The organism is Streptomyces sp. NBC_00483 (assembly GCF_036013745.1).
In the GTDB taxonomy this organism is placed as follows: domain Bacteria; phylum Actinomycetota; class Actinomycetes; order Streptomycetales; family Streptomycetaceae; genus Streptomyces.
In genome coordinates, this window is sequence record NZ_CP107880.1 from 4,771,633 (window position 1) to 4,785,647 (window position 14,015).

Sequence of the window (14,015 nt, forward strand, 5' to 3'; positions counted from 1 at the left end):
TGACCGGCGCCGGGGTTGCGGACTCGGGGCTCTGCCCCGGACCCCGCGCCTCAAACGCCGGCGGGGCTGGATTTGCCCGGCTTAGTCCAGATCCAGCGTCTTCCGGTGTTCGCGCCAGCGGCCCATCACCTCGGTCATCTCGCTCTGCACGAAGTCGAAGAACGCCAGCGTCTCGTAGATGCGGCGGCCCGCGGGGGTGTCCTCGCCGAGGCTGTCCACGCCCTCCTTGAGCGTGCCCCGCCAGCGGTTCAGGACGCTGTCGCGGTTGGTCAGCGCCTCGTACCACTGGTTGCTGTGGACCCGGAACAGGTCGCGCCGCGTTCCCGGCTCGCGCTCGCGCGTGACCATGTGCTGCTGGGTCAGGTAGCGCACCGCCCCGGACACCGCGGCCGGGCTGACCTGGAGCTGTCCGCCCAGTTCGGCGGAGGTGAGGGCGCCTGAGTCGGAGGCGAGGAGGGCCGCGAAGACGCGGGCGGGCATCCGGGTCATGCCGGCCTCGACGAGCTCGGCGGCGAAGCGCTCGACGAACCGGGAGCGGGCCTCGTCGGCCGCCCGTGCCTGCGTCTCGTCCATGCCCTGCGCGCTCATGTCCCGATCCTCTCCCCTTGCCCGGTCTGCGACGTCAGTTTATACGCTTCCTTAACTTCACAAGTTTGTGAAGTGCGCGTAGCTTCAAAAGCATGACGAAGGCAATCACGGTCTCCGGACTGCACAAGTCGTTCGGCAGGACCCACGCGCTCGACGGTCTCGACCTTGATGTCGAGGCCGGAGAAGTGCACGGTTTCCTCGGGCCGAACGGAGCGGGGAAGTCCACCACCATCCGCGTCCTGCTCGGTCTGCTGCGCGCCGACTCCGGCGCCGTCCAGCTGCTCGGCCGCGACCCCTGGGCCGACGCCGTGGAGCTGCACCGCAAGGTCGCGTACGTACCCGGTGATGTGACGCTGTGGCGCAACCTCAGCGGTGGCGAGGTCATCGACCTCTACGGGCGGCTTCGCGGCGGGCTCGACAAGAAGCGCAAGGCCGAGCTCATCGAGCGCTTCGAACTCGACCCGACCAAGAAGGGCCGCACGTACTCCAAGGGCAACCGGCAGAAGGTGGCCCTGGTCGCCGCGTTCGCCGCGGTCGACATCGACGTGCTCATCCTCGACGAGCCCACCTCCGGCCTCGACCCGCTGATGGAGGACGTCTTCCAGTCCTACGTCGAGGAGGCCGCGCGCGAGCACGGGCGGACGGTGCTGCTGTCCTCGCACATCCTCAGCGAGGTCGAGGAGCTGTGCGACCGGGTCAGCATCATCCGCAAGGGCGTGACCGTGGAAAGCGGTTCGCTCGCTGAGCTGCGGCATCTGACGCGGACCAGCGTCACCGCCGAACTCGCGGGCGAACCGGGCGGGTTGGGCGACCTTCCCGGTGTGCACGATCTCAACGTCCAGGGCAAGCGAGTGAAGTTGCAGGTCGACACCGACAAGCTGGACGCCGTCCTGCGCTCGCTCGCCGAGTCCGGTGTGCGCTCGCTGACCAGCACGCCGCCCACCCTGGAAGAGCTGTTCATGCGGCACTACCAGGACGACGTGGCGGCCGTGCGGAGCGACAACGAGAAGGAAGCGGTGTCGCGATGACCACCCTGACCTCCGCGTACACGCCGCGCACCGGCGGCGCGCGGCACCTCGCGGGCACCGGGACGCTGCTCAGGCTCGCGCTGCGGCGCGACCGCGTGATGATGCCCGTATGGATCGCCATCACCGCGGTGATGGTCGTGTCGATGCCGAACTCGCTGGAGTCGGTGTGGCCGACGGCCGCCGAGCGGGCCGACATCGCGGCGTCCATGAACACCAACAGCTCGATGCGCGCGATGTACGGGCCGGTGTTCGGGGATTCGCTCGGCGCGCTGACGGCGTGGCGCGTGGGCACGTTCGCCGCCGTCTTCGCCGCGATTATGAGCCTGCTCATCGTCGTGCGGCACACCCGTGACGAGGAGGAGAGCGGGCGGCAGGAGCTGGTGTCGTCGGCGATGGTGGGGCGGCGCGCGCCGCTGACCGCCGCGCTGCTCACGGCCCTCGTGGCCAACGGGGTGCTCGCGCTGCTCATCGCCGGCGGGCTCGCTTCCCAGGGCGGCTCGGGGGCCCTCGCCCTCGGACTCGCCGTCGGCGGCTGCGGGATGGTGTTCGCGACGATGACGGCGATCGTCGCCCAGTTCACGGAGAGCGCGCGACTCGCGCGCGGCGCCACCTCGGCGCTGCTCGGTGTGGCCTTCGTGCTGCGCGCGGCCGGCGACTCCGGCACGAACGACGGCTCGTCCCCGCTGACCTGGATCTCGCCGATCGGCTGGGTCGAGAACGTCCGCGCCTTCGCCGACGAACGATGGTGGGTGCTCGGGCTGTTCCTCGCGGCCGTCCTGATCCAGGGCGCGGTGGGCTACGGTCTTGCCGGGCGGCGCGACATCGGCATGAGCTTCCTGCCGACCCGGCCGGGTCCTGCGAACGGGCGCCTCGGCACGGCGGGTTCGCTGGCCTGGCGGCTGCAACGGGGCAGCGTGATCGGCTGGTCGATCGGGTTCCTCGCGGCCGGTGTCGTCTTCGGCGGGATGACCGAGGGGGCGGCCGACCTGGTCGGCGACAGCGAGAACACCATGGAGATCATCGAGCGGATGGGCGGCCAGTCCGGCATCACCAACGCCTTCCTCGCCACGATGGTCGGCATGCTCGGGATGGTCGCCGCGCTCTACATCGTGCAGGCGGTGCTCCGGCTGAACGGCGAGGAGACCTCGCAGCGCGCCGAACCGATCCTCGCGAACGCGGTGGGCCGGATCGCCTGGGCCGGCGGCCACCTGGTGATCGCCTTCGCGGGAGCCGCGCTCATCATGCTCCTCGGCGGTGTCGGCCTCGCGATCGGCTACGGCCACGAGTTCGGCGCGGTCATCGGCGCCTGCCTGGTCCAGCTCGCCGCGATCTGGACGCTCGGCGGGGTGGCCGTGCTGCTGTACGGGGTGTGGCCGCGGGCGGCCGTCGCCGCGTGGGCGGCGGCGGGGGCGGCGCTCCTCATCGGCTGGATCGGCCCGGCCCTGAAGCTGCCGCAGGCGGTCATGGACATCTCCCCGTTCGGCCACCTGCCGAAGCTGCCGGGTGGGGACATGACGTGGGGCCCGGTGCTCGTGGAGGTGCTGCTCGCGGCGGTGTTCGTGGGCGTGGGCCTGGTCGGACTGCGGCGGCGGGACATGTCCAACTGACGGTGCCGTCACAGCTCCACGGCAAGCCCCTCAAGACCCCGGATGACGAAGTTCGGCTTGCGCTGCGGCTCCGATGCGAGCCGCAGCGTCGGCGCCTGCGTGAGCAACGCCCGCATGGACGCGGCGAGTTCGATGCGGGCGAGCGGGGCGCCGATGCAGTAGTGGATGCCGGCCGAGAAGGAGATGTGCGGGTTGTCGGGGCGGGTCAGGTCCAGGCGGTCCGGGTCGGTGAAGACCGCCGGGTCGTGGTTGGCCGAGCCGAAGAGGAGGGCCACCTCCGATCCTGCCGGGATCGTGGTGCCCGCGACCTCGATCTCGTCGAGCACCCAGCGTTCGAAGAGCTGGAGCGGGGTGTCGTAGCGCATCAGCTCCTCGACCGCGGTGGGGATCAGGGAGTGGTCCGCGCGCAGGGCCGCCAGCTGTTCGGGGTGGCGGAACAGGGCCCACCAGCCGTTCACGGTCGCGTTGACCGTGGCCTCGTGTCCCGCGTTGAGGAGCAGGACGCAGGTGGAGATCATCTCCTGCTCGGTGAGGCGGGCCGGGCGGGTGCCGTCCTCGTCGTCGTGGGCGGCGATGAGACCCGAGATGAGATCGTCGGTGGGGCATGCGCGGCGGGCCGCGATCAACTCCCGTAGGTACTCGGTGAATTCGAGCGACGCGGTGACCGCCGCCCGCGCCGTCTCCTGCGAGGGGCTCAGCTCGTACATCCCGCAGATCGCCGCCGACCAGGGCCGCAGCGGCGCCCGGTCCGACTCGGGGATGCCGAGCATCTCGGCGATGACGGCCACCGGGAGCGGTTCGGCGACGGCCGTGAGCAGATCGCCGCCGCCGTCCGCGACGAGCCCCGCGACCAGCTCGCCCGCCAACTTCTCTACGTAGGGCTGGAGTTGCTGCACCGTGCGCGGCGTGAACGCCTTCGACACCAGGCGGCGGATGCGCGTGTGGTCCGGGGGCTCCAGGTCGAGCATGCCGTGGTCGTTGAGGGTGTGGAACGGCTCGTGCTCGGGTGGCGGTGCCGTGCGGCCGAAGTCCTCGTGGGCGTAGCGGTGTTGGTAGGTGCGGCCCAGGCGGCGGTCGCGCAGGAGCGCCGAGACGTCGGCGTGGTGCGGGATCAGGTACTGGTTCGAGGGCTCGAACCAGTGCACCCGGCCGGCCTCGCGCAGGGCCGCGTAGGCCGGGTACGGGTCGGCGACGAAGGCCGGGGACCAGGGGTCGAAGGCAGCGGCGTTCATGCGCGGACGTTAGCCCCGCTCAGCCCGGCGTGACCAGACGTGCCTCGTACGCGAACACCGCCGCCTGTGTCCGGTCGCGCAGCCCCAGCTTCACCAGGACCCGGCTCACATGCGTCTTGATCGTCGACTCGGCGACCACGAGCCGCTCGGCGATCTCGATGTTCGACAGGCCCTGCGCGATCAGGACGAGCACCTCCGTCTCGCGCTCGGTCAGCTCCCCGTACGCGCCCGTCTGCCGCCCCACGGGGAACCTCGACGTCTCGGACAGCTTGGCGAACTCGGTGATCAGGCGGCGGGTCACGGTCGGCGCGAGGAGGGCCTCGCCGCTCGCCACCACCCGTACGCCGTCGGCGAGTTCGCGTGCGGAGGCGTCCTTGAGGAGGAATCCCGAGGCCCCGGCCCGCAGCGCCTGGTACACGTACTCGTCCAGGTCGAAGGTGGTCAGGACGAGCACCTTCGTGCCAGCGTCCGCCGCGACGATCTCGCGGGTCGCCTCGATGCCGTTCAGCTCCGGCATGCGGATGTCCATCAGGACGACGTCGGGGCGGAGTTCGCGGACCTTGGCGATCGCCTCCACGCCGTTGACCGCCTCGCCGACGACCTCGAAGTCCGGCATGGCGTTCAGCAGGACCGAGAAGCCCTCGCGGACCATCATCTGGTCGTCGGCGACCAGCACCCTGATCACGCCTCGCCCTCCGTCCCGGTGGCCACGGCGCGGGCGACGGGGATGAAGACCGTCACCTCGTACCCGCCGTCGGCCGTCCCCTCCGCGGTCATCTCGCCGTCGAGCATGGAGACGCGCTCGCGCATCCCGGTGAGGCCGTGTCCCGCTCCAGGGCTCGGCTTGACCAGCCCGGTCGACGGGCCGTTGACGATCCTGAGGCCGAGGCCCCCGAGGACGTACGACACCTCGACCGCGGCCCCCGCACCCGGCGCGTGCCGCAGCGCGTTGCTCAGCGCCTCCTGCACGATCCGGTACGCCGACAGCTCGACGCCCTGCGGGAGTTCACGGGCCGCGCCCGTCACCGTCCGCGTCACGGTCAGGCCCGCCTCCCGCACGTTCTCCAGAAGTCTGTCGAGGTCGGCGAGCGTGGGCTGCGGGGCGTCGGGCGCCTCGTAGTCCTCGGCCCGTACGACACCGAGGACGCGGCGCAGCTCGGTGAGGGCCGCCACCGCGTTCTCCCGGATCGTGACGAAGGCCTGCTCCAGCTCGGGCGGCGGGTTCTCGACGCGGTAGGGCGCGGCCTCGGCCTGGATGGCGACGACCGACATGTGGTGCGCCACCACGTCGTGCAGTTCGCGCGCGATGTTCGTGCGCTCCTCGAGGAGCGTGCGCCGGTCCCGCTCGACGGCGGTGACCGTACGCTCCTGGACGACCTGGCGCCGCGCGGTCCTGTTGACGTGGACGAGCGCGACGATCCCGATCCCGATGCCGGAGAGCACCGCCATCGGGACGGCGATGCCGCCGTCCAGGCCGCCGAAGACCGCCGCGGAGAGCAGCGCGTACAGCGTGGACAGGGCCCACATCCAGGCCGCCGTACGCGGCCGGGTGCGCGCCGCGACCACCATCATCACGATCGTGTGCCCCATGAGGCTGCCGGCCGACCACGGGTAGAGGTCGTCGCTCGTCACCCAGACCAGGACGGGGGCGACCGCCAACGACAGCCACCAGGCGAGGATCGGGCGGAGCAGGGTGAGCGCCACGGGGACCGACACCATCAGCCCGGCGACGAGGGCGTAGATGCTGTCGTCGAGGGCGCCGTAGCTTGCCATGCCCGTGATCAGCGTGAGCCCGGCCAGGCCGAGCACGACGGCGTGCGGCAGCAGCCCCAGGCGCTTGCGGAAGCGGTCGGGGAACTGCCGGGCCCACGGCCCGTCCGTGCCCGCCCGCGGCATCGGCCGGTACGCGAGCACCCCCCGGAACAGGTCCTCGCGCAGCCCCCGCAGCGCCGACTTCGCGAGATTGATCTCAGGGCTGTGCTCGCGTGGGCCCTGAATGATGGTCGTGTCGGTCATGACACTCACGGTAGGACGCGGGTGCACCGCCCCGCGTCCGTACGAAGGAGGGTTCGCCGACGTCCGTCGCAAGGACTAGAGCCTGTCGTTTGGATCAGGCCCTGATGGCCGAGGAACCGCGGTCACCAGGCCAGTTGCGCGATCTCCTCCGCGACCACCGCGCAGGCGTCCGCCGCCGGATCGATCACCGGGAAGTGGCCGACCTCCTCCAGGAACGTGACGCCCACGACCTCGCCGGCCTTCGCCGCCGCATCCGCGTACGCCTCGGCCAGTTCGAACGGCACGGTCGTGTCCGTACGCCCCTGGACCAGGGTCGTCGCGACGCCGGTCGGCAGCAGTTCCACGGGGTCCGCGTACGGGCGGCGCTCGTCGAACAACTCCCGCATCCCGCCCAGGAACTGGACACACGCGCCGTCGCAGACCCCGAGCTCCTCGGCGAGCACGAAGCCCGCGAGCGGGGCGATGGCGACGACGCCGCGCAGCGCCGCCGAGTTCGGGGTGCGCCAGGGCGCGCCCTCCGGCAGCACGTGCCGGGCCCCCGCCCACAGCGCGAGCTGGCCGCCCGCCGAGTGCCCGGTGACGACGGTGCGGCGCGGGTCGGCCGACGGCAGGTGCTCGGCGGCGAGCGCGGGCATCGCGTCGAGCGCGGTCGCCACGTCGTCGAAGGTCTCCGGCCAGCGCCCCGCGACCGGCCCCTCGGCGCCCTGATGAGGCACCGCCGTGCCCGGTCCCCGCCGATACTCGACGTTGGCGACGGCGAACCCGCGCCTCGCGAGGAAGTCGCAGAACGGGGTCAGGTACTGCCGGTCGTACGGCGCCCGCCACGCGCCGCCGTGCAGGACCACGACGAGCGGGGCCGCGGTCGCGCCGTTCCTCGGGGCGTAGAAGTCGACGATCTGATCCGGGTGATCGCCGTACGCGGCGCTGACGTCCGGCGGCACGGCAGGGTGCGAGAAGGCCGACGCCTCCTCCGCCTCCTCGCGGGCGGCGCCGGACTTGTCGGGGTCTGGCATGCTCCAACCTCTCGACGTCGTGCGGAACTTGTGGTTACGGGTATGCGGACGCTACCAGGCCCGTGACGTGCGTCAACACGTACAGTGACCGCACAAACGGTTCCTTCGTTCCGTTACCCTGGCGGTCATGAGCAGCGAGCAGAGCGCCGCGTCCACCGATGCGCCCGAACCCGGCACGCTCCGTCCCGGCGGGCGCACCGCCCGTGTCCGCGCGGCGGTGCTCGACGCGGCGGGCGACGTCCTCGCCGAGCACGGCTTCGACCGGCTCGACCTGGGCGACATCGCGCGGCGCGCGGACGTCGGCAAGACGACGGTGTACCGGAGGTGGGGCTCGCCGACGGGCCTCGTCGCCGACCTCCTCGACCAGATGGCCCAGGAGTCGCTCCCCCGCACGGAGACGGGAACCCTCCACGGCGACCTGACCGCCAACGCCCGCCTGGTACAACGCACGTTGGCGGACGCGCGGCAGGGCCCCCTGTTCCGCGCGGTCATCGCCGCGGCCGCCTGCGACGAACGCACGGCATCGTCCCTCGCCCACTTCTACGAGGTCCGGGTGGCCGAGTGGTCCCCCTGCGTGGAACAGGCGGTGTCCCGCGGCGAACTGCCGTCCGGCACGGACCCGTCCGAGGTCATCCGCGCGGTGTCCGCGCCGCTGTACTACCGCCTGCTGACGACGGGGGCCGCCCCCACGGAGAGGGACGCGGAACGCGCGGTGGCGGGGGCTGTCGCGGGGGCGGTGGCGGGGGTTTATGTGGGGTGAGGGCGGGGGCGCGGCGGGACTCGGCGGGGTGGGTCGGCGGGGTGACCGATGGGCCGAACGCCGCACACCGGGCCACCGGCCCGCCGGGCCGCCGGGCCACCGGGCCACCGGGCCACCGGGCCACCGGGCCACCGGGCCACCGGGCCACCGGGCCACCGGGCCACCGTATGGGCCGAACGGACATCGGGCCGCTTGCCCGCCCATCTCCCACCCACCCGCCCCCTCCGGGGGCTCCGGCCCGAAGCCCCCGGGCCCGGCCGTCCCGGCCCACACCGGGCTGATCCCTGCCGCCACGCACGGCTCCCCACCCGTGGCGATCGACCACCACCTCGGGCAGACCCCGCCAACCACGGCTCCCACCCATTTACGAACGACCGCCGCCGCCTCGGGCAGCCCCCGTCAACCATGGCCCGCACCCATTTGCGCCCCCACCTCGGGCAGACCTCGCTGACCACGGCTCCCCACCCCTGACGGCCGACCCGCCCCCGCCATGGGCAGCCCCACCCACCACGGCTCCCCACCCGTCACGGTCGACCGCCGCCGCCTCGGGCAGGCCCCGCCAACCACGGCCTCCCACTCGCTGCGAACTGCCACTACCGCCACGGGCACCCCCGCCAACCACGGCTCCCCACCCCTGACGGCCGACGCCGTCCCCGCCTTGGGTGAACCCCGCCAGCCGCGGCTCCCCACCCGTTGCGGTCGGCCGCACGCGCCTTGGGCAATCTGCCGCAGGCACGGCTCCCCCGCCATTGGCGGTCGACGCCACCGCCGCCTTGGGCAATCTGCCGCCTGGGGCGGCAGGGTGGGCAAGGCGGCCCCCGGTGCCGCGCAACGAAAACGAACGGCCCCGGCCCCGGCCCCGGCCCCGGCCCCGGAAGAGCACAGCCCCCGCGCCGCGCAGCCATCCGAACAGACACCGCCCCCGGCACAGCCCCCGGGCCCCGGACGGGCCGACGCCCCCGGAGGGGGCGGGCGGGTGGGAGATGAGCGGGTACCGGCGCAGCCGGGCAAGGGCCGGTGCGGCGCGACAGTCACCTCAGGCGCCGGCCACGGCTCAGCCCCGCAGCCCCTCGCCGCGCGACAGTCACCTCACACGTCGGCCACGACACAGCCCCGCAGCCCGACGCCGCGCGCCAGTCACCTCAGGCACCAACCCCGGACCCCGGCATGGCCCCCACCCACAACGGCCGGAGGCCCCACGCCGCCAAAACGGATGACGCTAGGACAGCCCCCGCGCCAACACCCGCGCCGCCCCCTCCACATCCACGAAGGACAGGTACAACGGCGTAAAGCCAAAGCGCAGAACATCCGGCGCCCGGAAGTCCCCGACGACCCCCGCCGCGATCAACCGCCCCATCACCTCCCCCGCATCCGCACACCGCAACGCCACCTGACTCCCCCGCTCCCCGTGCGCCCCCGGCGTCACCACCTCGACCCGGCCCCCGGGAACGTACGCCTCGACGCACTCCACGAAGAAGTCCGTCAGCGCAAGGGACTTGGCCCGCACCGCATCGACGGAGACATCGGGGCGCGCCCACACCTCAAGGGCCGCCTCAAGCGCCAGCATCGACAGGATGTCCGGCGTACCGACCCGCCCTCGTACGACCCCGTCCGCGGCCTCGTACTCGGAACGCATCCCGAACGGCTCGGCGTGCGAGTTCCAGCCCGGCAGCGGCGAGTCGAAGGCAGCCTGGTGCTCGCGCCGCACATACAGGTACGCGGGTGAACCCGGGCCCCCGTTCAGGAACTTGTACGTGCAGCCGACGGCGAGGTCGACCCCGTGCGCGTCGAGCCCGACCGGCAGGGCCCCCGCGCTGTGGCACAGGTCCCACACCGAGATGGCCCCCGCGCCCCGGATCGCCGCCGTCAGCGAGGGCAGATCGTGCAACCGGCCGCTGCGGTAGTCGACATGGTTCAGCAGCACCGCCGCCGTACGCGACGAAAGCGCCCCCGGCACCTCCCCCGGCTCCACGGCCCGCACCGAACAACCCGTCATCCGCGCCGCGGAGGCCGCGATATAGCCGTCCGTCGGGAACGTCGCGGCATCGACGAGAATCTCGTCCCGCCCGACCTCCGGCCCGCCCGACAACCGCACCGCACCCACAAGTGCCTTGAAAACATTGACACTTGTGGAGTCACCAACCACCACCTGCCCGCTGCCCGCGCCCACGAGCGGCGCGATCAGATCGCCGATCCGCTCGGGCGCGGTCCACCACCCCGACTCGGTCCAGGACCGGATCAGCAACTCGCCCCACTGCCGCCGGACGACGTCATCGACCCGCCCCGGCACATTCGCGGGCAACGCACCGAGCGAGTTCCCGTCCAGATAGACAACCGCGTCATCCAGAACGAACTCCCCCCGCACACCCGCGAGTTCATCCTTCGCATCCAGCTCACGCGCCCGCTCGTACAGATCAGACATGAGACCTCGCCGTCCACAGCTCGGGGAACACGTTGCCGCGCGCCCGCTTCTCCAACCACGCCACACCGGCGGAGCCCCCCGTGCCCGCCTTCGCGCCCATCGCGCGCCGCGTGGCCACCAGGTGATCGTTGCGCCAGCGCCACACCAGCTCGGCGACATCGGTCAACGCCTCGCCGAGACGGGCGAGTTCATCGTTCTCGTCGCCCGCGTACAGGCGCGTCCACACCGCCTCGACCTCCGCCGACGGCTCGTACTTCTTCGACACGTCACGGTCGAGCACGGCCCGCGGCACGGCGTGCCCGCGCCGGTGGAGCAGCCGCAGCACCTCGTCGTACAGGCTCGGCTGGTGCAGCGCCTTCTCCAGCTCGGCGTGCACCCGGGGCGCGCCGCGGTGCGGCACCAGCATCGACGCCGACTTCTCGCCGAGCAGGAACTCCATGCGCCGGTACATCGCCGACTGGAATCCGGAGCCCTCGCCGAGCGCGGACCGGTACGAGTTGAACTGGGCCGGAGTGAGCTGCGCCAGCGGCCGCCAGGAGTCGTTCAGCGCCTGCAACTCCCGTACGGAGCGCTTCAGCGCGGCCACGGCGGTCGGCACGTCATCGGCGGACAGGGCCCGCGAGGCGGTCTCCCACTCGTGCACGATGACGGTGAACCACAGCTCCATGACCTGGGTCGTGACCAGGAAGACCATCTCGCCGGGATCGTCCGAGCGCAGGTGCTGGAGGTGGGTGAGGACGTCGGCCTGGACGTAGTCCTCGTAGGGCGTGGTGCCCGCGAAGTCGAGATGCGGGGTGGCGGGGACTTCCGCCTCGTGATCCGCGTCGTGGGACATCGCTGTCTCCTGTTGTACTCCGGGTAGCGGTCCGCCCTGCCGTTACCGACACGGGGCCCCGGTCCCCACGGGCATCCTCCGCAATCGTCCCCGGAAACGGCAAGGCCCGCCTGGTCACAATGGACCGGGCGGGCCTCACAGCACCACAAAACCTCAGGTCAGCGTCTGCGCCGCCGCCTCCGAGGAGTCCTTCAGGAACTGCGTGCAGCGCTCGTACTCCTGCTGCTCACCGATCTCGCCCGCGGCCCGCGCGAGGGCGTGCAGCGCGCGCAGGAAGCCGCGGTTGGGCTCGTGCTCTCAGGAGAATGGCGGAAGTTGTGCCCGAATGACGCTATGACCTGGGAGGGGCGGAACATGACCGAGCAAGAATGGCTGGACAGCGTCGCAGCACAGTTGCCGGAACGGGACATCGAATGGGTCCTGGACCTCGCCAGAATCTGTTCTACGGAATGGGCGGGCGACAAGGCCCCGACAGGCGAGGCATCTACCACCACCGGCGCCTCCGAGTAGCGCACAAGAGGAAGGCCGGGTGTCGACCGTCTCGACGTCGCGCCCGTCGAACTCATCACGGGGCGAAGCTGTCGACCATGGCCACCCACGCCCACGACAATTGAGGTACCGGCAGTAACGTAAGAACATGAGGACTGCTGAACTCGCCTTTGCCATAGAGGACTTCGGGCATCTGGTCGCCTACGTCGAGACCACCGGAAGGCGTGTCACGATCACAGACGAGGGCCGGCCCACCAGTGTGCTCTTCCCCGCCGCCGAACTCGTCGAGCTCAACCACTGGGCCCAACGCCCATACGGCACCCTCCTTCCCCTGCCGAGCGCGACTGAGAGATTTCCGTGCGGCCCGACACAGCACGGCGTGTATATGCAGTACGTGCACGCAGGCGGAGGTCGAATGACGTTCACGCGTGACCGAGTCGTAGTCGCCGAGCTGCGTCCCGTCGACTGGCTCGAGCGGCTGGAGCGGCGAGCGGGCCGCGACCGATCAGTGAACTGACAGAGTCGCCGGATACGAATCACAAGGGACACCCGTTGGGGAGGCCGGAAACACAGTCCGACTCCTGGACGCACTCCATTGTGGTGTGAGGCCAGAGTCAGAGCGACGTGCGGGGTGCCCTCATCCGGCGGCGGTCCCTGCCGACGTCATGCCGCGACACCGACAGTGCCCGACTGCCCCCGATGCGCCCGGGCGATGGCCCTCCCGCCCTGGGACGTCCTCAACCAGCCCACCGGCACCCACATCGCCGTCTGCAGCCGCTGCCAGACCGCCTCCCTGACCACGTGACTGGTCACGGTTCCTTCGTTGCCCCTGGATCGACCACCCGGGGCGGTGGGAGTAGGGCAGCGAGATGGCGCCCGGTATGCGCAGCTGGCTCAGGACGCATACGGTTGCGCCCTTTCCGTGAGGAACCGAAGGAGGTTCTGCCGGTCGTACGCCCGGGCCCGGTGGAGCATCGTTTTGCCAGTATGAGCGATACCGCGCGCACCCAGCAGTTGGCTGAATTGTCCGAACCGTACTGGATGGACTCCCCTGTGCTTCGGCACGGGTTGTCCGCCTGTGCATGCGATCTTCCCGAACCGCCTCGGAACCGGGTCGGCGCGCTGCGCTCCACCCTCGTCGGTCTGGCCGGCGGGCTGGTCGTCCTGGGGCTGGCGGTCACCTTGATGACCTAGGCTCGCCCCACGCCCGGCCAGGTGGCGGGGCATCGACGTTCTGGCCACAGGCGGGCAGTTCATCCGCATGCAGGTGGGGCTGCTTGGGGAGTGTGGTGTCGGCGACGGCAGTCCCGTCCCGTATCGGGTGTAGCGCGAGCGAGTTACGTCTCGCAATAGAGAACGTGTTCCCCGGTCGTCGGCGGCCGGGGAACACCCCTCCGAGAGCCTGTGGGCGATCGCCATCGAAGCGCTGCTCTCCTACGTGTGGGTGGTGCTGATGCTGTGCACCACGGTCTACAGCTGCGTGCACTACCTCGTCGCTCCGCAGGACGCCCACTTCAGGGCTCTGCTGGCTTGGGGCCTGGGCATCGCGGTCATCGCTACCATCCAGGTGAGCGTCGCCGCCCTGGTCGACCTGCACCTCGAGCTGCTGCTGCCGCTCTATCCGCTGGCGTACTGGACCATCAACGCCCTGGCGGCGATCCGCTCTCAGACCCCGGGCCTCGTGCGCGGGCCCCGCAAGAAGCGGGTCGTGTGGGACCTCGCCCGCAGCTCGACCTGACGCCTACAAGCGGCCGAACAACCGAAGCCGGCGGCGGCTTCGTTGGGGTCGGGGGCGGGCCAGCCCCGCCGGTTCGAGGAAGCGAGGCTGACCCCCAAGGAGAGAGCCCAGCCGCGAGGTGTGTGCACTTCCCCAGAACGCTCACTCCGCGTCAGGTACCCGCAGCGGAGCCCCGCCACTGTAACGATGCACCAACCGCCAAGTTCTGCGTTCTAGCAGCGAATTGACGAATCCCCGAGGAACCAAAGCGCCTTCACGCACCGTTCATGCAGGCGAAGCGCCGATGC

Annotated in this window: 14 protein-coding genes and 1 pseudogene; 7 read left to right on the plus strand and 8 right to left on the minus strand. The window is 71.3% G+C overall.

Annotation, left to right across the window (positions count from 1 at the left end; genetic code table 11):
• Positions 1-81 precede the first annotated feature (81 nt).
• A complete protein-coding gene (locus tag OHA73_RS21215) occupies positions 82-588 on the minus strand; it encodes a GbsR/MarR family transcriptional regulator (RefSeq protein ID WP_267069987.1) in 507 nt (168 codons plus the stop codon).
• A gap of 92 nt (positions 589-680) precedes the next feature.
• Here OHA73_RS21215 and OHA73_RS21220 point away from each other — a divergent pair, with 92 nt between their 5' ends.
• Together OHA73_RS21220 and OHA73_RS21225 are read left to right on the plus strand one after the other, a co-directional pair.
• Complete coding sequence (locus tag OHA73_RS21220; RefSeq protein WP_327655829.1) at positions 681-1,616, plus strand: ABC transporter ATP-binding protein; 936 nt, start codon at positions 681-683, stop codon at positions 1,614-1,616.
• Positions 1,613-3,223: an ABC transporter permease gene (locus OHA73_RS21225; RefSeq protein ID WP_327655830.1), complete on the plus strand. Its 1,611-nt coding sequence runs from the start codon at positions 1,613-1,615 to the stop codon at positions 3,221-3,223. Before OHA73_RS21220 ends, OHA73_RS21225 begins: the two co-directional genes overlap by 4 nt.
• 8 nt (positions 3,224-3,231) lie before the next feature.
• Here OHA73_RS21225 and OHA73_RS21230 read toward each other — a convergent pair whose 3' ends face one another.
• From OHA73_RS21230 to OHA73_RS21245, 4 genes are all read right to left on the minus strand, one after another.
• On the minus strand, positions 3,232-4,455 hold the full coding sequence (locus OHA73_RS21230; protein ID WP_327655831.1) for a cytochrome P450: 1,224 nt from the start codon (positions 4,453-4,455) through the stop codon (positions 3,232-3,234).
• Positions 4,456-4,474: 19 nt separating this feature from the next.
• Complete coding sequence (locus tag OHA73_RS21235; protein ID WP_266711607.1) at positions 4,475-5,140, minus strand: response regulator; 666 nt, start codon at positions 5,138-5,140, stop codon at positions 4,475-4,477.
• On the minus strand, positions 5,137-6,471 hold the full coding sequence (locus tag OHA73_RS21240) for a sensor histidine kinase (RefSeq protein WP_327655832.1): 1,335 nt from the start codon (positions 6,469-6,471) through the stop codon (positions 5,137-5,139). The genes OHA73_RS21235 and OHA73_RS21240 overlap by 4 nt, the downstream gene beginning before the upstream one ends.
• Positions 6,472-6,593: 122 nt before the next feature.
• Positions 6,594-7,484, minus strand: a complete 891-nt coding sequence (locus tag OHA73_RS21245; protein WP_266711611.1) for an alpha/beta hydrolase — start codon at positions 7,482-7,484, stop codon at positions 6,594-6,596.
• A 127-nt stretch (positions 7,485-7,611) separates the two neighbouring features.
• Here OHA73_RS21245 and OHA73_RS21250 point away from each other — a divergent pair, with 127 nt between their 5' ends.
• Complete coding sequence (locus OHA73_RS21250) at positions 7,612-8,244, plus strand: TetR/AcrR family transcriptional regulator (protein WP_266711613.1); 633 nt, start codon at positions 7,612-7,614, stop codon at positions 8,242-8,244.
• A 1,219-nt stretch (positions 8,245-9,463) separates the two neighbouring features.
• Here OHA73_RS21250 and kynU read toward each other — a convergent pair.
• From kynU to OHA73_RS21265, 3 genes and pseudogenes are all read right to left on the minus strand, one after another.
• Positions 9,464-10,666, minus strand: coding sequence for a kynureninase (kynU, locus tag OHA73_RS21255; RefSeq protein WP_327655833.1), 1,203 nt, complete (start codon positions 10,664-10,666; stop codon positions 9,464-9,466).
• A complete protein-coding gene (locus OHA73_RS21260; protein WP_266711617.1) occupies positions 10,659-11,501 on the minus strand; it encodes a tryptophan 2,3-dioxygenase family protein in 843 nt (280 codons plus the stop codon). Before OHA73_RS21260 ends, kynU begins: the two co-directional genes overlap by 8 nt.
• Positions 11,502-11,654: 153 nt before the next feature.
• Positions 11,655-11,798 (minus strand): annotated as a pseudogene (locus OHA73_RS21265) (DUF3151 family protein); the annotation flags it as partial.
• 57 nt (positions 11,799-11,855) lie between these two features.
• Here OHA73_RS21265 and OHA73_RS21270 point away from each other — a divergent pair.
• The 4 genes from OHA73_RS21270 to OHA73_RS21285 all read left to right on the plus strand — a co-directional run bounded on the left by OHA73_RS21270 (position 11,856) and on the right by OHA73_RS21285 (position 13,728).
• The gene (locus OHA73_RS21270; RefSeq protein ID WP_327655834.1) at positions 11,856-12,011 is read left to right on the plus strand and encodes a hypothetical protein; all 156 of its coding nucleotides are present in this window, start codon (positions 11,856-11,858) and stop codon (positions 12,009-12,011) included.
• Positions 12,012-12,138: 127 nt separating this feature from the next.
• Entirely contained in the window at positions 12,139-12,507 is a 369-nt protein-coding gene (locus tag OHA73_RS21275; RefSeq protein ID WP_327655835.1) for a type II toxin-antitoxin system prevent-host-death family antitoxin, read from the plus strand.
• A 470-nt stretch (positions 12,508-12,977) separates the two neighbouring features.
• Positions 12,978-13,184 (plus strand): hypothetical protein, encoded by a 207-nt coding sequence (locus tag OHA73_RS21280; RefSeq protein ID WP_327655836.1) that lies wholly within the window; start codon positions 12,978-12,980, stop codon positions 13,182-13,184.
• Positions 13,185-13,443: 259 nt separating this feature from the next.
• Entirely contained in the window at positions 13,444-13,728 is a 285-nt protein-coding gene (locus OHA73_RS21285) for a hypothetical protein (protein WP_327655837.1), read from the plus strand.
• Positions 13,729-14,015 lie beyond the last annotated feature (287 nt).

What these genes read in the sequence shown, in the direction of transcription:
- OHA73_RS21215 (WP_267069987.1), bottom strand. Translation starts at nt 588, where the DNA reads ATGAGCGCGCAGGGCATGGACGAGACGCAGGCACGGGCGGCCGACGAG.
- OHA73_RS21250 (WP_266711613.1), top strand. Translation starts at nt 7,612, where the DNA reads ATGAGCAGCGAGCAGAGCGCCGCGTCCACCGATGCGCCCGAACCCGGC.
- OHA73_RS21245 (WP_266711611.1), bottom strand. Translation starts at nt 7,484, where the DNA reads ATGCCAGACCCCGACAAGTCCGGCGCCGCCCGCGAGGAGGCGGAGGAG.
- OHA73_RS21230 (WP_327655831.1), bottom strand. Translation starts at nt 4,455, where the DNA reads ATGAACGCCGCTGCCTTCGACCCCTGGTCCCCGGCCTTCGTCGCCGAC.
- OHA73_RS21220 (WP_327655829.1), top strand. Translation starts at nt 681, where the DNA reads ATGACGAAGGCAATCACGGTCTCCGGACTGCACAAGTCGTTCGGCAGG.
- OHA73_RS21240 (WP_327655832.1), bottom strand. Translation starts at nt 6,471, where the DNA reads ATGACCGACACGACCATCATTCAGGGCCCACGCGAGCACAGCCCTGAG.
- OHA73_RS21270 (WP_327655834.1), top strand. Translation starts at nt 11,856, where the DNA reads ATGACCGAGCAAGAATGGCTGGACAGCGTCGCAGCACAGTTGCCGGAA.
- OHA73_RS21260 (WP_266711617.1), bottom strand. Translation starts at nt 11,501, where the DNA reads ATGTCCCACGACGCGGATCACGAGGCGGAAGTCCCCGCCACCCCGCAT.
- kynU (WP_327655833.1), bottom strand. Translation starts at nt 10,666, where the DNA reads ATGTCTGATCTGTACGAGCGGGCGCGTGAGCTGGATGCGAAGGATGAA.
- OHA73_RS21225 (WP_327655830.1), top strand. Translation starts at nt 1,613, where the DNA reads ATGACCACCCTGACCTCCGCGTACACGCCGCGCACCGGCGGCGCGCGG.
- OHA73_RS21285 (WP_327655837.1), top strand. Translation starts at nt 13,444, where the DNA reads ATGCTGTGCACCACGGTCTACAGCTGCGTGCACTACCTCGTCGCTCCG.
- OHA73_RS21275 (WP_327655835.1), top strand. Translation starts at nt 12,139, where the DNA reads ATGAGGACTGCTGAACTCGCCTTTGCCATAGAGGACTTCGGGCATCTG.
- OHA73_RS21280 (WP_327655836.1), top strand. Translation starts at nt 12,978, where the DNA reads ATGAGCGATACCGCGCGCACCCAGCAGTTGGCTGAATTGTCCGAACCG.